The sequence below is a fragment of the Pantoea sp. ABR1s genome, assembly GCF_057812235.1.
This window is the reverse complement of record NZ_CM173823.1, coordinates 1389633-1409487: the sequence shown is the minus strand read 5'-3', so window position 1 is coordinate 1409487 and position 19855 is coordinate 1389633. Positions and strand designations below refer to the sequence as shown.

At 57.1% G+C, this 19855-nt stretch carries 18 protein-coding genes and 1 riboswitch; of the genes, 13 read left to right on the top strand and 5 right to left on the bottom strand.

The window, feature by feature from the left end; translation table 11 throughout:
- The first annotated feature begins 13 nt into the window (after nt 1-13).
- From ACXKZD_RS06500 to ACXKZD_RS06455, 10 genes are all read left to right on the top strand, one after another.
- Nucleotides 14-1420: an MFS transporter gene (locus tag ACXKZD_RS06500; RefSeq protein WP_033767823.1), complete on the top strand. Its 1407-nt coding sequence runs from the start codon at nt 14-16 to the stop codon at nt 1418-1420.
- Nucleotides 1417-2805, top strand: coding sequence for an envelope stress sensor histidine kinase BaeS (gene baeS / locus ACXKZD_RS06495; protein ID WP_488981951.1), 1389 nt, complete (start codon nt 1417-1419; stop codon nt 2803-2805). The genes ACXKZD_RS06500 and baeS overlap by 4 nt, the downstream gene beginning before the upstream one ends.
- A gap of 6 nt (nt 2806-2811) precedes the next feature.
- Complete coding sequence (baeR, locus tag ACXKZD_RS06490; protein ID WP_010248188.1) at nt 2812-3519, top strand: envelope stress response regulator BaeR; 708 nt, start codon at nt 2812-2814, stop codon at nt 3517-3519.
- Between the two features lie 120 nt (nt 3520-3639).
- A complete protein-coding gene (gene trhP / locus ACXKZD_RS06485; RefSeq protein ID WP_052272082.1) occupies nt 3640-5022 on the top strand; it encodes a prephenate-dependent tRNA uridine(34) hydroxylase TrhP in 1383 nt (460 codons plus the stop codon).
- A 220-nt stretch (nt 5023-5242) separates the two neighbouring features.
- Nucleotides 5243-6142, top strand: coding sequence for a lipid kinase YegS (yegS, locus tag ACXKZD_RS06480; RefSeq protein WP_033772226.1), 900 nt, complete (start codon nt 5243-5245; stop codon nt 6140-6142).
- 220 nt (nt 6143-6362) lie between these two features.
- Nucleotides 6363-7577 carry a D-mannonate dehydratase ManD gene (gene manD / locus ACXKZD_RS06475; RefSeq protein ID WP_488981950.1) on the top strand — a complete coding sequence of 405 codons (1215 nt, stop codon included), beginning with the start codon at nt 6363-6365 and terminating at the stop codon, nt 7575-7577.
- A gap of 10 nt (nt 7578-7587) precedes the next feature.
- Nucleotides 7588-8598: a Zn-dependent oxidoreductase gene (locus tag ACXKZD_RS06470; RefSeq protein ID WP_418796634.1), complete on the top strand. Its 1011-nt coding sequence runs from the start codon at nt 7588-7590 to the stop codon at nt 8596-8598.
- Nucleotides 8599-8680: 82 nt separating this feature from the next.
- A complete protein-coding gene (locus ACXKZD_RS06465) occupies nt 8681-9964 on the top strand; it encodes an MFS transporter (protein WP_010248200.1) in 1284 nt (427 codons plus the stop codon).
- Between the two features lie 67 nt (nt 9965-10031).
- Nucleotides 10032-11492, top strand: coding sequence for a mannitol dehydrogenase family protein (locus ACXKZD_RS06460; RefSeq protein WP_488981949.1), 1461 nt, complete (start codon nt 10032-10034; stop codon nt 11490-11492).
- 100 nt (nt 11493-11592) lie between these two features.
- Nucleotides 11593-12279, top strand: coding sequence for a GntR family transcriptional regulator (locus ACXKZD_RS06455; protein WP_010248206.1), 687 nt, complete (start codon nt 11593-11595; stop codon nt 12277-12279).
- Nucleotides 12280-12331: 52 nt separating this feature from the next.
- Here ACXKZD_RS06455 and thiD read toward each other — a convergent pair whose 3' ends face one another.
- Both thiD and thiM read right to left on the bottom strand, forming a co-directional pair.
- Nucleotides 12332-13132, bottom strand: coding sequence for a bifunctional hydroxymethylpyrimidine kinase/phosphomethylpyrimidine kinase (gene thiD, locus ACXKZD_RS06450; protein ID WP_488981948.1), 801 nt, complete (start codon nt 13130-13132; stop codon nt 12332-12334).
- Nucleotides 13119-13916, bottom strand: a complete 798-nt coding sequence (gene thiM, locus ACXKZD_RS06445; protein ID WP_488981947.1) for a hydroxyethylthiazole kinase — start codon at nt 13914-13916, stop codon at nt 13119-13121. Before thiM ends, thiD begins: the two co-directional genes overlap by 14 nt.
- A 34-nt stretch (nt 13917-13950) precedes the next feature.
- Nucleotides 13951-14051: riboswitch (TPP riboswitch) on the bottom strand.
- A 307-nt stretch (nt 14052-14358) separates the two neighbouring features.
- Between thiM and ACXKZD_RS06440 the strand changes: the two genes are divergently transcribed.
- Together ACXKZD_RS06440 and ACXKZD_RS06435 are read left to right on the top strand one after the other, a co-directional pair.
- Nucleotides 14359-14556: a hypothetical protein gene (locus tag ACXKZD_RS06440; protein WP_010670995.1), complete on the top strand. Its 198-nt coding sequence runs from the start codon at nt 14359-14361 to the stop codon at nt 14554-14556.
- Nucleotides 14557-14653: 97 nt separating this feature from the next.
- Nucleotides 14654-15613, top strand: coding sequence for an AEC family transporter (locus ACXKZD_RS06435; protein WP_022625034.1), 960 nt, complete (start codon nt 14654-14656; stop codon nt 15611-15613).
- A 60-nt stretch (nt 15614-15673) separates the two neighbouring features.
- Here ACXKZD_RS06435 and ahpF read toward each other — a convergent pair whose 3' ends face one another.
- Together ahpF and ahpC are read right to left on the bottom strand one after the other, a co-directional pair.
- Nucleotides 15674-17242: an alkyl hydroperoxide reductase subunit F gene (gene ahpF, locus ACXKZD_RS06430; RefSeq protein ID WP_010248223.1), complete on the bottom strand. Its 1569-nt coding sequence runs from the start codon at nt 17240-17242 to the stop codon at nt 15674-15676.
- 71 nt (nt 17243-17313) lie between these two features.
- Complete coding sequence (gene ahpC, locus ACXKZD_RS06425; RefSeq protein WP_010248225.1) at nt 17314-17877, bottom strand: alkyl hydroperoxide reductase subunit C; 564 nt, start codon at nt 17875-17877, stop codon at nt 17314-17316.
- Nucleotides 17878-18113: 236 nt separating this feature from the next.
- Between ahpC and ACXKZD_RS06420 the strand changes: the two genes are divergently transcribed.
- On the top strand, nt 18114-18569 hold the full coding sequence (locus ACXKZD_RS06420) for a GNAT family N-acetyltransferase (protein WP_010670997.1): 456 nt from the start codon (nt 18114-18116) through the stop codon (nt 18567-18569).
- Here ACXKZD_RS06420 and apbC read toward each other — a convergent pair.
- Complete coding sequence (gene apbC / locus ACXKZD_RS06415) at nt 18566-19678, bottom strand: iron-sulfur cluster carrier protein ApbC (RefSeq protein ID WP_010248231.1); 1113 nt, start codon at nt 19676-19678, stop codon at nt 18566-18568. The two genes, ACXKZD_RS06420 and apbC, sit on opposite strands and share 4 nt — an antisense overlap.
- Nucleotides 19679-19855 lie beyond the last annotated feature (177 nt).

The window sequence follows — 19855 nt, the reverse complement described above, 5'->3', positions numbered from 1 at the left end:
ATCGGGGGGATCGATGAGTACGCAAAGCACTAACGTCCGCTGGCAACTGTGGATTGTTGCCATCGGCTTCTTTATGCAGACGCTGGATACCACCATCGTGAATACCGCGATCCCGTCGATGGCGCACGATCTGGGTGTCAGCCCGCTGCACATGCACTCGGTCATCGTCTATTACGTGCTGACGGTCGCCGTCATGCTGCCGGTCAGCGGCTGGCTGGCCGATCGCTTTGGTGTGCGCAACATTTTCTTCTGCGCGATTGTGCTGTTCAGCCTGGGATCACTGCTGTGCGCCCTTTCCGGCACTCTGGATCAGCTGGTGCTGTCGCGGGTGGTTCAGGGGATTGGCGGGGCAATGATGGTGCCGGTGGGTCGCCTGACGGTGATGAAAATCGTGCCGCGCGAGCAGTATATGTCCGCCATGACGTTTGTCACTCTGCCCGGCCAGATCGGTCCGCTGCTGGGTCCGGCGCTGGGCGGTGTGCTGGTGGAGTACGCCAGCTGGCACTGGATCTTTCTAATCAATATCCCGGTCGGCATTGCAGGCGCTATCGCCACCCTGATGCTGATGCCCAACTACAGCATGCAGACGCGCCGCTTTGATTTCGGCGGTTTTATCCTGCTGGCCGCCGGAATGGCAACCCTGACCCTGGCGCTGGATGGTCAGCGCAGCAGTGGCGGCTCTCCGCTGCTGCTGGGTGCCATGATCCTCATTGGCATGTTCTCTCTGCTGTTCTACCTGATGCATGCGCGCGGCAATGATAATGCGCTGTTCAGCCTGAAGCTGTTTGATAATCGCATCTACTCCATCGGCCTGCTCGGCAGTTTTACCGGCCGCATCGGCAGCGGCATGCTGCCCTTTATGACGCCTATCTTTCTGCAGCTCGGCATGGGTTACAGCCCGTTTCACGCCGGTCTGATGATGATTCCGATGGTGCTGGGGAATATGGGGATGAAACGCATTGTGGTGCGCATCGTCAATCTTTATGGCTACCGCAACGTGCTGGTGATGTCGACCGTGGCGCTGGCGCTGGTGGTCCTGCTGTTCCCGCTGGTGGCAATTCTGGGCTGGGTCTGGCTGCTGCCACTGGTGCTGTTTCTGCAGGGCATGGTCAACGCCATCCGCTTCTCTTCAATGAATACCCTGACGCTGAAGGAGCTGCCCGATGAGCTGGCGTCCAGCGGCAACAGCCTGCTGTCGATGATTATGCAGCTGTCGATGAGTATCGGCGTGACCGTGGCCGGGCTGCTGCTGGGGGCATTTGCTCAGGAAAGCGCAGCGAACAGCACGGCGGAACATCAGATGTTTATTTATACCTACCTTTGCATGTCGCTGATTATCATCCTGCCCGCGCTGGTGTTCTGGCGCGTGCCGCCACAGGTGAGTACCAACGTTGATTTGCGACGCCGGAGAAAAAAATGAGAGATAACCTGCGCCTGGGCATCGGGGCCAAACTGTTTATGGCGATTTTCGCCACCTGCATGCTGGTGCTGATTACCATGCACTGGGGGGTTCGCCTCAGTTTCGAGCATGGCTTTGTCGACTACATTAAGCGCGGCAACGAGCAGCGGTTAAATCTGCTCAGCGATGCCCTGGCCGATCAGTATGAGCAGCACGGCAACTGGGATTTTTTGCGCCACAACGATCGGCTGGTGTTCACCATGCTGCGCTCGCTGGAGCAGAATCCCGACAGTAACAGTCAGCTGCCGCCGCACGGCTGGCGCACCCAGTTCTGGATCCTCGATCAGCAATATAAAGTGCTGGCCGGGCCAAAATCGCCGGTGCCGCCCGAAGGCACGCGACGCAATATCACCACCAGCAATAATAAAGTGGTCGGCTGGGTCATCGGCTCGCCGCCGGAGCGGCTGACGCGCAGCACCGACATTAACTTTGATCAGCAGCAGCGGCGCACCAGCTGGATTATCGTCGGGCTGTCTACGCTGCTGGCGGCACTGGCGACCTGGCTGATGGGGCGCGGTCTGCTGGCTCCGGTCAAACGTCTGGTCGACGGCACCCATCATCTGGCGGCCGGTAATTTTGCCACCCGCGTTGAGGTCAGCAGCCGGGATGAGCTGGGCCAGCTGGCCAGGGACTTTAACCTCCTTGCCAGCTCGCTGGAGAAAAATGAGAGCATGCGCCGCGCCTTTATGGCCGATATCTCCCATGAGTTACGCACACCACTGGCGATCCTGCGCGGTGAACTGGAAGCGATGCAGGATGGTGTGCGCAAACTGACGCCGGAAGCGATCGCCTCGCTACAAAGCGAAGTGGTGGTGCTGACCAAGCTGGTCGACGATCTGCACCAGCTGTCGCTGTCCGATGAGGGCGCCCTTGCCTACCGCAAACAGGCAACCGATCTGGTGCAATTGCTGGAAGTGACGGCAGGCAGCTTTGCCGAACGCTATCGTGCACACGGGCTGACGCTGAAACTCAATCTGCCCGATAACGCCCCCTTCTTTGGCGATCCCGACCGCCTGATGCAGTTGTTCACTAATCTGCTGGAGAACAGCCTGCGCTACACCGACAGCGGGGGCTGGGTTGAAGTGACGCTGAACTATGAGGCACCCAACTGGCGCATCGAGTTTGATGACAGCGCACCGGGCGTGGATGGGGAACATCAGGCCCAGATTTTTGAGCGCTTCTTCCGCACCGAAGGCTCGCGCAATCGCGCCAGCGGTGGCTCGGGCCTGGGCCTGGCCATCTGTAAAAATATCGCTGACGCGCATGGCGGCGATATTCATGCGGCGCACTCTGATTTAGGTGGACTGAAAATCGCGCTACACTTGCGCTATGTTCCCCTTGTGTAGACGCTTATGAGCCTGGAAAACCACGACCCGCTGATTCTGGTGGTCGAAGATGAGCCGAAACTGGCGCAGCTGATGATCGATTATCTGCATGCCTCGAACTACCGTACCCATCACATCGCCGACGGTAACGCGGTGCTGGAGTATGTGCGCCAGACGCCACCCGACCTGATGCTGCTGGATTTGATGCTGCCAGGCACCGACGGTTTAACGCTGTGCCGTGAAATCCGTCGTCATTCCGAACTGCCGATTATTATGGTCACCGCCCGCACCGAGGAGATCGATCGGCTGCTGGGGCTGGAGCTGGGCGCGGATGACTACATCTGTAAACCCTTCAGCCCGCGTGAAGTAGTGGCGCGAGTTAAAACGATTCTGCGCCGGGTAAAACGGTCGGCGGAAGAGCCGCAAAGCGCCTCGTTACTTCGCGTCGATGAGAGCCGCTTCTTCGCCAGCTGGCGCGACAAGCCGCTGGATCTCACGCCGGCGGAGTTCCGTCTGCTGAAAACGCTGTCGCTGGAGCCGGGCAAGGTCTTTTCACGCGAACAGCTGCTTAACCATCTCTATGATGACTACCGCGTGGTCACGGACCGCACCATCGACAGCCATATAAAGAACCTGCGGCGCAAGCTGGAGACTCTCGATAGCGAGCAACCTTTTATCCGCGCCGTCTACGGCATGGGCTATCGCTGGGAAGCCGATGCCTGTCATTTGATCTAGTTTGATCCCGATCAATTTACTTCCCTTTTCTCACTGCCTACAATTCCGCACCTTTTGCAGGGCTTAACTGCCCTGCACCTGCCGCCTGAGGCGACATGCTGACCTGACATCAGTGAGAAAATCATGAAACCCGAACTGCTTTCCCCCGCTGGCACCCTGAAGAACATGCGTTACGCGTTTGCTTATGGTGCCGATGCCGTTTATGCCGGCCAGCCGCGCTACAGCCTGCGGGTGCGCAACAACGAATTCACCCACGAAAACCTCGCACTGGGCATCAGTGAAGCGCACGCGCTGGGTAAAAAATTCTACGTGGTGGTGAACATTGCGCCGCACAACGCCAAGCTGAAAACCTTTATTCGTGACTTAGCGCCGGTAGTGGCGATGCAGCCCGACGCGCTGATCATGTCCGATCCCGGCCTGATCATGCTGGTGCGCGACGCTTTCCCGACGATGCCGGTTCATCTGTCGGTGCAGGCCAATGCGGTCAACTGGGCCACGGTAAAATTCTGGCAGCAGATGGGGCTGAGCCGGGTGATTCTGTCACGTGAGCTGTCGCTGGAGGAGATCGCCGAGATCCGCCAGCAGGTCCCGGAGATGGAGCTGGAAGTCTTTGTCCATGGCGCGCTCTGCATGGCCTACTCCGGTCGCTGCCTGCTCTCCGGCTATATGAACAAACGCGACCCGAATCAGGGAACCTGCACCAACGCCTGCCGCTGGGAGTATAAAGTGGCGGAGGGTCAGCAGGATGAGGTGGGGAATATCGTTGGTATCCACACGCCTGTCGCCGTACAGGATGTGACGCCAACGCTGGGCGTTGGTCAGCCCACCGACAAGGTGTTTCTGCTGGAAGAGAAGATGAAGCCCGGCGAGGTGATGAGCGCGTTCGAAGATGAGCACGGCACCTACATCATGAACTCGCGGGATCTTCGCGCGGTCGCGCACGTGGAGCGGCTCAGCGAGATGGGCGTTCATTCGCTGAAGATCGAGGGACGCACCAAGTCCTACTACTACTGCGCCCGCACCGCTCAGGTTTATCGCCGGGCGATTGATGATGCCGCTGCCGGTAAGCCGTTTGATCCCTCACTGCTGTTAACCCTGGAAGGCCTGGCACATCGTGGCTATACCGAAGGTTTCCTGCGCCGCCACACTCACGACAGCTACCAGAATTATCAGCAGGGCTTTTCGGTGTCCGACCGCCAGCAGTTTGTCGGCGAATTCACCGGCGAACGCCGGAGCGAATGGGCTGAAGTGGCGGTGAAGAATAAGTTTATGCTGCACGACAGCGTGGAGATCATGACGCCTCAGGGGAACCTGAATTGCCAGCTGGACGCGCTGCAGAATGCGCGCGGCGAACCCACTGAAGTTGCGCCGGGCGATGGCCATCGCGTCTGGCTGCGGGTGCCAGAGGAGGTGGATCTGCGTTTTGCACTGCTGCTGCGCAACTTTGATCATGGTGAAGATACCCGGGACCCTCATAATCGTTTACCAACGGAAACATTTTGAGGAAATCAGAACAGGATCACAGACCCCTGCGCGGCGCTGCTTTATAGTCCCGCCTGCTGCTAACGAGTAACAATAAACGGCAGAATTACCAGGAACCACCTCATTTACCCGCCCGGCTCCCCCGTGCGGGTTTTCTTTTTTCTCTCTTTCGCCAATAATTTACTGCTGGCAGCTGTGTTATAAATCCCTTCTTACTCTGTAGATCTTCAAGGAACGCAAAATGGATAATAAACCGCTTACGCTGCTCATCCTGAATGGGAAAGGCGCGGGTAATGATGATCTGCGCGAAGCTATTACGACCCTGCGTGAAGAAGGCTTCGACATTGCGGTGCGTGTCACGTTTGAAAAAGGTGACGGCGATCGGTACGTCAAAGAGGCCATTGCGCTGCAGGCCGCGACCGTGGTGGCCGGTGGTGGAGATGGTACCATCAATGAAATTGCGACAGCGCTGGCTTCTTCTGAAGCGGATCATCGCCCGGTGCTGGGCATCCTGCCGCTGGGTACCGCTAACGATTTTGCCACCAGCGTCGGCATCCCGGAAGAGATGGAACCGGCACTGCGACTGGCGATTCAGGGCAAAGCCAGTGCCATCGATCTGGCCAGGGTAAACCAGAGCCACTACTTCATCAATATGGCGACCGGCGGGTTTGGCACCCGTATCACGACTGAAACCCCGGAAAAGCTGAAGTCGGCGCTGGGTGGCGTCTCCTACTTTATTCACGGCCTGATGCGCATGGATACGCTGAAACCGGATACCTGCGAGATCAGCGGCCCCGATTTCGCCTGGCAGGGTGATGCGCTGGTGATCGGTATCGGTAATGGTCGTCAGGCAGGCGGCGGTCAGCGGTTATGCCCTTCTGCCCTGATCAACGATGGCCGACTGGACGTCAGTGTTGTCACCGCGCAGGAGTTGCTGCCTACCCTGCTGCACTCGCTGACCGGCGACGATGACAATCCCGGCATCGTCACCACGCAACTGGAGTCACTGACGATCCGTTCTCCGCATGAGATGACCTTTAATCTCGATGGCGAGCCGCTTTCCGGGCGCGAATTCGTGATTGAGGTGATGGCGGGCGCGCTGAGCTGCCGCCTGCCGCCGCAGTGCGCGCTGCTTGCCTGAACCGACATCAGGGGCGAAAGCCCCTTTTTCTTCTGCTCCCATTGGCGCCCATTTTCTCCGTAACATCCCTCCTGCTGCCTCGCTTTATCACGCCTTAACGGGCGTTTTCAGGCAATGTAAACACTCTGTGATTCCGTTCACAACTCTGCCACCCTAACTTGTATGGTAGTATTAAAGAGCGTACTTTTTCATCATTGAACGCTGACTTAAGGCAACCAGGATGAAAATTGTTAAGGCAGAAGTATTTGTAACCTGCGCAGGCAGAAACTTTGTCACCGTAAAGATCACCACCGATCAGGGTCTGACCGGCATTGGCGACGCAACGCTGAATGGCCGTGAATTACCGGTCGCCTCCTACCTGAAAGATCACGTCTGCCCGCAGCTGATTGGCCGCGATGCGCATCAGATCGAAGACATCTGGCAATATTTCTACAAGGGCGCTTACTGGCGTCGTGGCCCGGTCACCATGTCCGCTATCTCGGCCGTCGATATGGCACTGTGGGATATCAAAGGCAAAGCCGCCAATATGCCGGTGTATCAGCTGCTGGGTGGTGCATCCCGTACCGGCGTGATGGTCTATTGCCACACCACCGGTCACTCCATTGATGAAGTGATGGATGACTACGCGAAGCACAAAGAGCTGGGCTTCAAAGCGATTCGCGCGCAGTGCGGCGTTCCGGGCATGAAAACCACTTACGGCATGGCGAAAGGTAAAGGTCTGGCCTATGAGCCTGCAACCAAAGGTAACTGGCCGGAAGAGCAGCTCTGGTCAACCGAGAAATACCTCGATTTTACCCCGAAACTGTTCGCGGCCATCCGTGACAAGTTTGGTTTCGACGAGCACTTGCTGCATGACATGCATCATCGCCTGACGCCAATTGAAGCGGCGCGTTTTGGCAAGAGCGTGGAAGATTATCGCCTGTTCTGGATGGAAGATCCGACGCCTGCTGAGAATCAGGAGTGCTTCCGCCTGATCCGCCAGCATACCGTTACGCCGATTGCCGTGGGTGAAGTGTTCAACAGCATCTGGGATTGTAAGCAGCTGATTGAAGAACAGCTGATCGACTACATCCGCACCACCATTACGCATGCGGGCGGCATCACCGGTATGCGGCGTATTGCTGATTTTGCCTCGCTCTATCAGGTGCGCACCGGCTCGCACGGTCCTTCTGATCTCTCCCCTGTTTGCATGGCGGCTGCACTGCACTTTGACCTCTGGGTGCCGAACTTCGGTGTGCAGGAGTACATGGGCTTCTCCGAACAGATGATGGAGCTGTTTGATGCAAACTGGACCTTTGACCAGGGCTACATGCATCCAGGCGACAAACCCGGTCTCGGCATTGAATTCAACGAGAAACTGGCGTCGAAATTTCCCTATGAACCTGCCTATCTCCCGGTCGCCCGTCTTGAAGATGGCACCCTGTGGAACTGGTAAGGAGAAGCTGATGAAAAGCGTTGTTATTGAACAGCCGGGTGAACTGGTGGTGGCTGAACGTCCACTGCCACAACCTGCGGCGGGCGAAGTCCGGGTCAAAGTGGCTTATGCCAGTATCTGCGGCTCTGATGTGCATATCTGGCACGGGCATAACCCGTTCGCGAAATATCCACGGGTAATTGGTCACGAATTTTTCGGCGTCATTGACGCGGTGGGCGACGGTGTTGATACGGCCCGGCTGGGCGACCGCGTGGCGGTGGATCCGGTGGTGAGCTGCGGCAGCTGCTATCCCTGCTCGGTGGGCCGTCCCAATGTTTGTACCACACTGCAGGTGATTGGCGTGCACCGTGATGGCGGCTTCAGCGAGTTTGCGCTGGCTCCGGCAAAAAATGCCTTTTCCCTGCCGGACAGCATCCCCGATCGGCTCGCCAGTCTGGTTGAGCCTTTCACTATCGCCGCCAATATCACCGCGTTTCTCAAGCCGCAGCCAGACGATGTGGCGCTGATTTACGGTGCCGGTCCGATGGGGCTCACTGCGATTCAGGTGCTGAAGGGCGTCTATAAGGTTAAAAAGGTGATGGTGGTGGATCGCCTGCCGGAAAGGCTGGCACTTGCAGAGCAGAGCGGTGCGGATCAACTGTTCGATAACAGCGAAATCCCGCTGGCGGCACAGCTTGAGGGCGTGCAGCCTACGCTGATTATCGACGCGGCCTGCCATCCCACCATTCTGGCTGAAGCAGCTGCCCTCGCCTCACCGGCCGCGCGCATTGGCCTGCTGGGTTTCTCCGGCGAGCCGTGCAGCATTACTCAGCAGAGCCTGACCAGCAAGGAGCTGTCGCTGTTTACCTCACGTCTTAACAGCAATCGTTTCCCCCAGGTGATCGAATGGATGGAAAAAGGGTTAATCCAGCCAGAGAAACTGGTCACGCACTACTTCCCGCTGCAGGAGATTGAGCGTGCGATGACCCTGTTTGAAAAAGATCCGCGCACCTGCTGCAAAGTCATACTTCAGATGGGTTAATTATCCGCTGAACACCAGGTCTCCTCAGCCGGTGCGTACCCGCCGGCATGACTATAAAGATAAAACAGATCACGGAGTTTGTATGTTCAAGAATCTGCGCTGGACCCTCGTTTTGCTGCTGTTCCTGGTTTACATGATTAACTACCTCGATCGTGTCGCCCTGTCGCTGACGGTGCCGCTGGTGGAAAAAGATCTGGCGATCAATGCTGAGCAGTTTGGCATGATCTTCGGCAGCTTTTTCTTTGGCTATGCCCTGTTTAACTTCCTTGGCGGCCTTGCCACTGACCGCTATGGCCCTAAAATCGTGCTGGCCGTGGCGGTAGGTGCCTGGTCCATTTTCTGCGGCATGACCGCACTGGCCACCGGCTTCTGGTCACTGCTGATCCTGCGTGTGCTGTTCGGCATGGCTGAAGGCCCGATCTGCTCCTCGGCCAACAAAGCGATTAACGGCTGGTTCCCGAAAAAACAGGCCGCGACGGCCATGGGCTTACTGAGTGCCGGATCACCTTTAGGTGGTGCGGTCGCTGGCCCGATCATTGGTTATCTGGCGCTCGCCTATGGCTGGCGTCCGGCGTTCGTGATTGTCTGCTGCATCGGTCTGGTGTGGATGGCGTTCTGGCTCTTCTTCGCCGCTGACAATCCGGCGAAGAGCAAGCGCGTCAGCGAAGAGGAACGTCTGCTGATTGATCGCCTGAAAGCAACGAACCCGAATGATGAAGTTGATCTGTCGGAAACGTCACATCCGTTTGGCTACTACCTGCGCCAGCCGATTATCCTGGTCACCGCTTTTGCCTTCTTCTGCTACAACTACATTCTGTTCTTCTTCCTGAGCTGGTTCCCGGCCTACCTGGTGCAGGCGCACGGCCTGGATATCAAATCAATGAGCATCACCACCATGATCCCGTGGATCGTCGGTTTCGTTGGCCTGGCGCTGGGTGGCTGGATCTCCGATAAGATCTTTAACATCACCGGCAAGCTGTTGTTGTCCCGCAAAATTGTGCTGGTGGTCTCACTGCTGGCCGCCGCAATTTGTGTGGCGCTGGCGGGTACGATAAAAGATGTGGTGCCTGCGGTAATTATGATGTCGGTGTCGATTTTCTTTCTCTATATCACCGGCGCAATCTACTGGGCGATTATTCAGGATGTGGTGCACAAGAGCCGTATCGGCAGCATCAGCGGCTTTATCCATCTGGTGGGTAGCCTCTCCGGCATCATCGGGCCCATCGTCACCGGGTTTATTGTTCATCACACCGGTAAATTCGATAGCGCCTTTATCCTGGCGGGTTGTGTCGCCGCGCTGGGTGCCTTCCTGGTGTTATTTGTGATTCGCAGTCCGAAAACTCAGGATAAACCGGTTTCGGTCTGAGTGTTGTTTCGCTAACAGATGTATGATTTCGGGGCGCTTTGCGCCCCGTTTGCCATAAGGATGGACTATGTTACAGATTGATCGCCTGCCCGCTGAGGTCAAGCGCCCCGCTTACGACCGCAGCCAGTTAAAAACCCGCATGGTACATATCGGTTTTGGTGCATTTCACCGCGCCCATCAGGCGCTCTGCAGCGATAAGCTGGCTGAACAGGGCAGCGACTGGGGTTATTGTGAAGTGAACCTCAACAGCGGCGCGTTGATTGAGGCCCTGCGAGAGCAGCAGCTGCTTTATACCCTCACCGAGATGGCCGATGATTCATTGCATACCCGGGTGATTGGCGTCATTACTCAGGCACTGCACGGCAAAAGTGACGGTATTGAGGCGGTGATCAATGCCATGAGCCAGCCTGAGGTAGCCATTGTCTCCATGACCGTCACCGAGAAAGGCTATTGCCACCAGCCTGCCAGTGGCAATTTAAATCCCGATCACCCTGACATCGTGCATGACCTGCAGAATCCGCATTCGCCGCGTTCGCTGCCCGGTCTGATTCTGGCCGCGATTCGCCGCCGACGGGATCAGGGCTTACCCGCCTTTAGCGTGATGTCCTGTGACAACATGCCGGAAAACGGTCACGTGACCCGCAACGTTGTTGTACAACTGGCACAGCATCAGGATCCGGCACTGGCAGACTATATTCAGCAACACATTACCTTCCCCTCCACCATGGTGGATCGTATCGTTCCGGCCATGACCGATGCAGCGTTTGCGGCACTAAGCGAGCGTCTGGGTTCCGATGACCCGGTTGCGGTTGAAGCGGAGCCCTTCTTTCAGTGGGTGATTGAAGATAACTTCGTCAATGGCCGTCCGGCATGGGAAAAAGCGGGCGCAGAACTGGTCAGTGACGTTCTGCCCTATGAAGAGATGAAACTGCGCATGCTGAATGGCAGCCACTCTTTCCTGGCCTATCTCGGCTTTCTGGCCGGTTATGAGTACATCAGTGACTGCGTGGCCGATCCCCATTTCCGCGCAGCCACCCGTTCACTGATGATTGATGAGCAGGCGCCGACGCTGCGTACCCAGGGCGTGGATCTCAACGCCTATGCCGATTCGCTGATCGCCCGTTACGAAAACCGTGCCATTAAACATCGCACATATCAAATCGCCACTGACGGATCGCAAAAATTGCCACAACGCATGCTCGATAGTCTGCGCTGGCATCTGCAGCGCGGTAGCCGCTGCGACCTGCTGCTGCTGGGCGTGGCGGGCTGGATGCGCTATGTCGGCGGCATCGATGAACAGGGTCAACCGATTGAGATCCGCGATCCGCTGAAAGCCACGCTGTCAGAGACGGTTACCGGTAGCGAAGAAGGCGAAGCGCGTGTCCGTGCGCTATTGGGTCTGCGCGACATCTTTGGCGAAGATTTAGCGCAGAACGCCGATCTGGTGGCCCGACTGACGACGTATTACCAGCAGCTGACGACTCAGGGCGCGCGGGCGACGGTGCAACAGTGTATGAGCCAGGCATAACAGCCTGGTGACAAAGCGCTGGCGCAGATGCAGCGCGCTGATTAGACTGACACTTTCCCATCGCGCTGGCCCCTGCCAGCCGTAATATGGATATTGCTGCATGTCGATCGCCTATACCATTACTACCAGCGAACCGGTAAATCAGCAGATTTACCGGTATCTGCGCAAAGATATCGTCACCTGCGCAATTCAGCCGGGCTCGCTGCTCTCGGAAAAAGAGGTATCCGCGCGCTTCAACGTCTCACGCCAGCCGGTGCGCGAAGCGTTCATCAAGCTGGCCGAAGCCGGACTGGTACAGGTATTGCCGCAGCGTGGCACTTTCGTGCGCAAAATCTCCGCTAAGCGGGTGGCGGATGGCCGCTTTATCCGGGAGGCCGTTGAGGTGTCGGTGGTTCGCCGTGCGGCACTGGAGATTGATGATCCGGCTCTGATGGCGCTGGAGCATAACCTGCAGCTGCAGCGCATGGCCGCTGAGCGGCATGACAGCCAGGCTTTTCTCACTCTGGACGATGAGTTTCATCGCCTGATTGCTGAAAGCATTGACTGTAAGCTGGCCTGGGAAACGGTGGAGAACATCAAAGCGGCCATGGACCGGGTGCGGTTTCTGACGCTGAGTGAAGTCTCTCCACCGGACAAGCTGATTGAGCAGCATGAAGAGATTTTTGCGGCGCTGAAGCGTCATGACGCCGATGCAGCCGAAGCGGCAATGCGTCGTCATCTGCAGGAGATGATCTTCTCTATCACCCCGATTGCCGAGCGTAACAGCGCCTGGTTTGAAGCACCCTGAACCTGAAACCGCCCGCACCACCTGATTACCAGGTCGATGCGGGCCTTCGTCATTACCACCATTGATGAAAATGGTGAACCGGTCCGATACCCTTCCCGACCTCCAGCGAATCCGCCTGCAGCAGCGCCTGCTGTAACCAGTTTTTGGCTTCCCCAATCGTCTCTGCCCAGTCAGCATGACGTGGTCGCAACGCGGCTAAGGCTGCCGACAGCGTACAGCCGGTGCCGTGCGTATGACGGGTATTTACCCGCGGCGTACTGAATCGCTGCTCTGCTGAGTGCGTGATCAGCCAGTCCGGGCTCTCCGCCGCCGCAAGGTGACCGCCCTTCATCAGCACAGCCTGACAGCCCAGTGCCAGCAATGCCCGTCCCTGCTCGCGCATCTCCTCTTCATCTGCCGCAATGGCGCAGTCCAGCAACGCCGCCGCTTCCGGAAGATTAGGCGTGATCAGCGAGACCTGCGGCAATAACAGCTCTCGTACACTGGCTACGGCGTCTGGCGAGAGCAGCGCATCACCACTTTTCGCAACCATGACCGTGTCCAGCACGATAAACGGGATTGCCGCATTGCTCAGCCGGGCCGCAACCTGCTCCACGATAGCCGTTTCTGACAGCATGCCAATTTTTGCGCTGTCGATGCGCACATCACTGAGCACCGAATCGAGCTGGGCAGCAACAAAGTCAGGCGTAATGCGATAAACCGAATGCACGCCGCAGGTGTTCTGTGCCACCAGCGCGGTGATGACGCTGGTGCCATAGGCTCCCAGAGCCGAGAAGGTTTTGAGATCGGCCTGAATCCCTGCGCCGCCGCTGGGATCGGTACCCGCAATCGTCAGAGCGTTAATACGCTTCATGATTACCCTCCAGCGTCCAGAGTGCATCAATAAACGCCGTGGCAAAGCTGCCGGGTCCGGCAGCCTGCGCCGCCGCCTTTTCACCCGCCAGCGCCATCACCTGACAGGCGGCCGCGACATTCATCAGCCGATCGCCAGCCAGAGAGCTGAAACCCGCCACCACTGCCGAGAGGGCGCAGCCGGTCCCGACTATCCGTGTCATTAAGGGGCTTCCACCGTGTACAGCAAGGAGTCGCTGACCATCGGTGGCGTAGTCCACTTCACCGGTGACGACCACCAGCGTGCTCCAGGTTTCCGCGAGCTGTTGGGCCGCATCGAGTGCTGCATCCGCCTGATGCAGCGTGTCGACACCGCGCCCGCCGCTGGCCTGTTGTGCCAGCGCCAGAATCTCTGACGCATTCCCCCGAATCACCGCCGGTTGCTGGCTTAACAACTGCTGGCAGAAGTCACTGCGCAGCGTCAGCGCGCCGACGGCAACCGGATCCAGTGTCCAGGGCGTGCCCGCCTGATTAGCCGCGGTGACCGCAGCCTGCATCGCCTGCTGGCGATCGCGGGTTAAGGTGCCCACGTTAATCAGCAGTGCATCGGCCATGCTACTGAACTGGGCAGCCTCAGCGGCATCGATCACCATCGCCGGTGAGGCATGGAGTGCCAGCAACACGTTGGCGGTGAAGTTCTGGACCACGTCATTGGTCATACAGTGCACCAGCGGTGACTGGCGCCGGAAAGCGTGCAGAATGGGCGCGAAGTGCGCGGCAGAAAGGTGTTGAGATTGATGTGTCATCGTAGCTCCCAACCGGCGAACAAGAAGGCGAATGCGGTCAGGCATCAGACTTCCCTACGCTGGCATTATCCAGTTCAGGTCAGCGGGTTTTTCTCAGCCCTTTCCGTGTGGAAAGCGGCACCCCGAGTCGTGTTACGGCTTGCAGCATAGGCAAGCCGCGCAGCGAAAGCAAGCGACTCCCGCCTGGGAAATAATCAGAGCTGAAACAATTCACATGATCCCGATCAACGCCTGAGGGTGCAAAAAAAGGCTTAATGCTGCGGGTTAACGAGATACCTCTTTATAGGTAGCCCCGCTTATTACCCGGATGGGTAATATTTCCCGCAGTGACTCTGGTTACCCCATAATAATTAACCTGCTCGCAGCATCATCGTAAAAAACACTTTATTTCATGGAGTCAGAAAACTCCTGAAGCGGAACTTCATACTATTCAGGATGTATGATGCGATTTTTAGCGCTTATTCCACACCGCCATCGATGGCAGGATATTAATATTGAACGCAGGGGTGCCGTGGCACCCAATGGCAGACAGTACCTCTCCACCTATATCTCCGCCCGTTGCACAGGCTGTGGCGAAATTATTCATCGGGTCTATTATCGCGACATCAGCGATCGGCAGGCGCGCCGCTGGTTAGGTTAGCGTCCCGGCAACGGTCATTCCGGACACAGTTCAGGTTAACAGTTAGTTAGCAATTTGTTAGTCTGGTAACTAATCATCGTCTGACCAGACTCTCTCTATGCCACTGCTGTTTGAAAGCTTAAGCCATCAAATTTACCTGTCAGCCCCGCTGTTTATCCTCATCCTGCTGGGGTACTGCCTGACGCGCCTCGGGAAATGGCCCGCCAGCATCAGCGAAGGGATGAACCGCTTTGTGTTTAACGTTGCCCTGCCCTGCATGCTGTTTCGGGTGATGAGCACCTTCTCGCAAAGTCCGCCGGTGGATGCGCGCCTGTTGCTGGCCTTTTTCGGCAGTTGCCTGCTGGTGTTTATCGTGGGGCGACTGCTGGCAACAAGGCTGTTTAATCTGGATGGCGTAGCGGCGTCGGTTTTTGCGCTGGGCGGCATCTTTTCCAATAACGTCATGCTGGGGATCCCGGTGGCCACGGTGCTGCTGGGGCCAGAAGCCCTGCCCCCGGTGGCGCTGGTGCTGGTGTTTAACAGCCTGATCCTCTGGACCTTACTGACCGTTTCGGTCGAGTGGGCAAAACAGGGCAGCTTCTCGCTGGAAGGACTCTGGCGCACCCTGCTCGGCGTGCTGAAGAATCCGCTGATCATCGGTATTCTCAGCGGTACAGCCTGGAGCTTTCTGCAACGTCCCTTGCCGCTGCTGGCCGCTGAACCGCTAAAGATGCTGGCCTCACTGGCCGCACCCTTGTCGCTGGTGACGCTGGGCATGAGCCTGGCGCACTATCGGGTGCGGGATGGCTTAAAAGAGAGCTATACCATCTGCCTGCTGAAGCTGGTGCTGCAACCGATGACGGTATGGGCTATCGCGTGGCTGACCGATCTGCCGCCGCTGGAGAGTAAAGTGGTGGTGCTGCTGGGATCGATGGCAGTCGGGGTTAACGTCTATCTGATGTCGCAGAAGTTTAATGTCATTACCGGCCCGGCGGCGGCGAGCATGCTCTTTTCTACCGTGTTTGCGGCGGTCACAACGCCAATCTGGATGATGCTGATGACGCTGGCGGGCTATTAACAGCCTAAAAAAAGCCCCTCAGCACACGTGCTAAAGGGCTATTGTCTGAGTGGCGAAAATTTACTCTGCCGATTTGGTACGAATCAGATAGTCAAAAGCGCTCAGTGAGGCTTTAGCACCTTCGCCGCTGGCGATGATGATCTGCTTGTACGGTACGGTGGTGCAGTCGCCCGCGGCGAACACGCCTTTCAGGCTGGTTTCGCATTTACCATCGATGATGATCTCACCCATTTTGTTGCGCTCAACCGCACCTTCCAGCCATGGGGTGTTTGGCAACAGACCGATCTGAACGAAGATACCGGAGAGCGGCAGCTCATGAGTGGTCTGCGTCGTGCGATCGATATAGTGCAGGCCGGTGACTTTGGTGCCGTCGCCTTTCACTTCGGTGGTCTGGGCGTTCAGGATCACATCCACGTTCTTCAGGCTGCGCAGCTTATCCTGCAGCACCTGATCGGCGCGCATCTCACCAGCAAACTCCAGCAGCGTAACGTGTTCAACGATACCGGCCAGATCGATGGCCGCTTCCACGCCGGAGTTACCGCCGCCGATCACCGCCGTGCGTTTGCCTTTAAACAGCGGGCCATCGCAGTGCGGGCAGTAGGTCACGCCTTTGGTGCGATACTCTTCTTCACCCGGCACACCCATGTTACGCCAGCGTGCCCCGGTCGCCAGGATGATGCTGCGTGATTTCAATACTGCGCCAGAGGCGGTTTCGATGGCGTGCATTCCGCCCTCTTTCGCTGCCGGGATCAGTTTGATGGCGCTCTGGCTTTCAATGACGTCCACGTTGTAATCATCCACGTGTGCGCGCAGTGAACCGGCCAGTTTTGCCCCTTCGGTTTTCGGTACGGAGATATAGTTTTCGATATCGACCGTGTCCAGCACCTGGCCGCCAAAACGCTCACCCAGCAGGCCGGTACGGATACCTTTACGTGCTGAGTAGATGGCTGCCGCTGCGCCCGCCGGGCCGCTGCCGATAATCAGGACTTCATACGCGTCACGCTTGTTCAGCTCTTCCGCTGCACGTTTGTCGGCATTGGTATCCACTTTGCTGACGATTTCCGCCAGGCTCATGCGACCCTGACCAAACTCTTTACCATTGAGGTAAACCGCTGGCACGCCCATCACGTTACGTTCCTGAATCTCGTTCTGGAACAGGCCACCGTCGATAGCGGTGTGGCTGATGCGCGGGTTAATCACCGCCATCAGGTTCAGCGCCTGTACGACGTCAGGGCAGTTATGGCATGAGAGTGAATAGTAGGTTTCGAAATGGAAGTCGCTGTCCAGCGCGGCAATCTGATCCAGCAGGCTTTGTGCTTCTTTCGACGGATGCCCACCGGTCTGTAACAGTGCCAGCACCAGTGAGGTAAATTCGTGACCCAGAGGTGAACCGGCAAAACGCGGGCCGCTGTTCGAACCTGGGTTGGTGATCAGAAATGAGGGCTTACGCACCTGACGATCGTTCTCTTCGCGGAAGCTGACTTTGTCAGACAAACCGGCGATATCAACCAACAGTTCACGGATCTCGGTTGATTTTGCACCTTCGTCCAGCGTGGCAATCAACTCAACAGGTTTGGTTAATTTCTCAAGGTAAGCCTTGAGCTGGGTTTTCAGATTTGTGTCGAGCATAGTGATATCCTGGTCAAAAAATCGGGTGCCGCAGCACCCGATTGGAGAATGGTCGAAAGGCCGAAGCGGAATTAGATTTTGCCAACCAGGTCCAGAGACGGAGCCAGTGTTGCATCACCTTCTTTCCATTTAGCCGGGCACACTTCACCTGGGTGAGAAGCCACGTACTGAGCCGCTTTCACTTTGCGCAGCAGGTCAGAGGCGTCACGGCCAATGCCTTCAGCAGTGATTTCGATTGCCTGGATAACGCCTTCCGGGTCAACGATAAAGGTACCACGGTCAGCCAGACCTTCGTCTTCGCGCATGATTTCGAAGTTACGGGTCAGCGCGCCAGTCGGGTCACCGATCATCGTGTACTGGATTTTCGCGATGGTGTCAGAAGAACCGTGCCAGGCTTTGTGGGTAAAGTGGGTATCGGTAGAAACGGAGTAGATATCTACGCCCAGTTTCTGGAACTCTTCGTAGTGATCAGCCACGTCGCCCAGCTCGGTCGGGCAGACGAAGGTGAAGTCAGCTGGATAGAAGAAGAACACACTCCATTTACCTTCAACGTCTTTCTCGGTTACGTCGATGAATTCGCCGTTTTTGAATGCTGCGTTTTTGAACGGCTTGATTTTGGTATTGATAATAGACATCTGGTGGCCTCCGTTAAAATATGTGATGCAGGTTACATAATTTCCGGGCCAACATCTAATATGCAGTCGTTATCAATTTGATTAACGAAAGCTATCAAACGCTAAGAGCCTGATGCTCTCTGGCCCGGCAGGCAGTGTACAGCGATTTACGTGACATTTAACCCGCTTTATCTTTTCCGCCCCTCTCCGCGAATCGCTGCTAGTTTTGTAAGACCGGATTAAAAGGGAGCTGACTTGTGGAGATTCGTCCGTTTACTGAAGCCGATCGTCCTTTTCTGCGTACGCTGTTTCTGGCGGCGCGTCGGCATAACTGGCGCTGGCTGGACGGCAGCGAGTGGCAGCTGGAAGATTTTGATGGGGTAATCCTGGGTGAAACCGTGCTGGTCGCGGAAGCTGATGGACAGCGGGTCGGATTTGCCGGCCTGCTGGAGAACGATAACTTCCTGCACAGCCTCTATGTCGATCCTGACTGGCAGGGGCGCGGCGTGGGCAGCGCTTTGCTTAAGGCGGCAGAGGCGCGCTTTACCTCAACCGGTGCGCTGAAGTGCCTGCAGAAGAATAAAGCGGCGCAGGCCTTTTACCTGAAACATGGCTGGAAGATGATTTCACAGGGCGAAGGCGAACATGGCGGCTACGTGTTAATGCACTACCCGCTGGCCTCGCAATATGCCAGCGGGTCGGGTCGGGCTTAAAGCGCGCGGAACGCGATATCGCCGGGGATGACTTCGCCCTGCCAGTAAAGCTGGGCAGCAACGCGTCCGGCCAGCTGGCGATAAAGCGCAGTAAACTCGCTATCGGGCCGGCGAATCACCGTCGGCTGACCTTCATCGAGATCTTCGCGCAGGTCAATGTGCAGCGGCAGCTGGGCCAGCAGCTGCGTCTGGTAATCCTCTACCAGTTTTTGTGCGCCACCGGTGCCGAAAATCGGCTCATGGAAGCCACACTGACTGCAGACATGCAGGCTCATGTTTTCCACCACACCAAGTACCGGCACATTGACCTTTTCAAACATCACCAGCCCTTTGCGGGCATCAATCAGGGCGATATCCTGCGGCGTGGTCACCACCAGCGCGCCGGTGACTGGTACGTTCTGCGCCAGCGTCAGCTGAATGTCACCGGTACCGGGTGGCATATCCAGCACCAGATAATCCAGCTCAGGCCACAGCGTCTCGTTCAGCAACTGCATCAGCGCTTTGCTGGCCATCGGCCCGCGCCACACCATCGCATTATCGTCCGTGACCAGATAACCAATAGAGTTGGTTGCCAGCCCGTGCGCCATGATCGGCGCCATGTGGGTGCCATCCGGCGAGGTAGGCCGTTGATCCTGGGTGCCAAGCATGTTCGGCACTGACGGGCCATAAATGTCGGCGTCAAGAATGCCGACCCGCGCCCCCTCTGCTGCCAGCGCCAGCGCCATGTTCACGGCGGTGCTGGATTTACCCACGCCGCCTTTGCCAGAGCTGACCGCAATAATATTTTTCACGCCGTTGACGCCCGGCTGGTTTTTCACCCGTTTCAGGGTGGCAATGTCATGGCTGAGTCGCCAGTCGATGGCACCTGCACCGGTCTGACGCAGCAGTTCGGCGCTGACCTGCTCTTTCAGGACGTCGAACCCGCTGGCCCAGGCAAACGGCATCAGCAGCTCCACATGCAGCGTACCGTCAAGCTGTGCCACGTGATGTAACGCCTTCAGGGCGGTGAGATTCTGCTTAAGGGTCGGATGCTCAAAGCTTCTCAATACGCCAGCCACGATGGCGCGCAGGCCTTCTGGCGTCTGCGGTTCCCGGGATTGTGCTGTCATCCCCTACTCCTTATTTCTGCTGTGCTTACGCTGTGTTTCAGCGATGTATTGTCAATGATATCAGATGCTCGTGGATCTGCGGTGACCGGAGGGGGTGAATCCCTTGTGTTTACGCAGGAGAAGCCTTCAGTTACCATCTAAGCCCGTTTTTTCAATCAACAGAAAGCTACGCAAACT

Excerpts from the sequence above, each read along its gene's own strand:
- ACXKZD_RS06500 (WP_033767823.1), top strand. The coding sequence starts at position 14 with ATGAGTACGCAAAGCACTAACGTCCGCTGGCAACTGTGGATTGTTGCC.
- baeS (WP_488981951.1), top strand. The coding sequence starts at position 1,417 with ATGAGAGATAACCTGCGCCTGGGCATCGGGGCCAAACTGTTTATGGCG.
- baeR (WP_010248188.1), top strand. The coding sequence starts at position 2,812 with ATGAGCCTGGAAAACCACGACCCGCTGATTCTGGTGGTCGAAGATGAG.
- yegS (WP_033772226.1), top strand. The coding sequence starts at position 5,243 with ATGGATAATAAACCGCTTACGCTGCTCATCCTGAATGGGAAAGGCGCG.
- manD (WP_488981950.1), top strand. The coding sequence starts at position 6,363 with ATGAAAATTGTTAAGGCAGAAGTATTTGTAACCTGCGCAGGCAGAAAC.
- ACXKZD_RS06470 (WP_418796634.1), top strand. The coding sequence starts at position 7,588 with ATGAAAAGCGTTGTTATTGAACAGCCGGGTGAACTGGTGGTGGCTGAA.
- ACXKZD_RS06465 (WP_010248200.1), top strand. The coding sequence starts at position 8,681 with ATGTTCAAGAATCTGCGCTGGACCCTCGTTTTGCTGCTGTTCCTGGTT.
- ACXKZD_RS06460 (WP_488981949.1), top strand. The coding sequence starts at position 10,032 with ATGTTACAGATTGATCGCCTGCCCGCTGAGGTCAAGCGCCCCGCTTAC.
- ACXKZD_RS06455 (WP_010248206.1), top strand. The coding sequence starts at position 11,593 with ATGTCGATCGCCTATACCATTACTACCAGCGAACCGGTAAATCAGCAG.
- thiD (WP_488981948.1), bottom strand. The coding sequence starts at position 13,132 with ATGAAGCGTATTAACGCTCTGACGATTGCGGGTACCGATCCCAGCGGC.
- thiM (WP_488981947.1), bottom strand. The coding sequence starts at position 13,916 with ATGACACATCAATCTCAACACCTTTCTGCCGCGCACTTCGCGCCCATT.
- ACXKZD_RS06440 (WP_010670995.1), top strand. The coding sequence starts at position 14,359 with ATGCGATTTTTAGCGCTTATTCCACACCGCCATCGATGGCAGGATATT.
- ACXKZD_RS06435 (WP_022625034.1), top strand. The coding sequence starts at position 14,654 with ATGCCACTGCTGTTTGAAAGCTTAAGCCATCAAATTTACCTGTCAGCC.
- ahpF (WP_010248223.1), bottom strand. The coding sequence starts at position 17,242 with ATGCTCGACACAAATCTGAAAACCCAGCTCAAGGCTTACCTTGAGAAA.
- ahpC (WP_010248225.1), bottom strand. The coding sequence starts at position 17,877 with ATGTCTATTATCAATACCAAAATCAAGCCGTTCAAAAACGCAGCATTC.
- apbC (WP_010248231.1), bottom strand. The coding sequence starts at position 19,678 with ATGACAGCACAATCCCGGGAACCGCAGACGCCAGAAGGCCTGCGCGCC.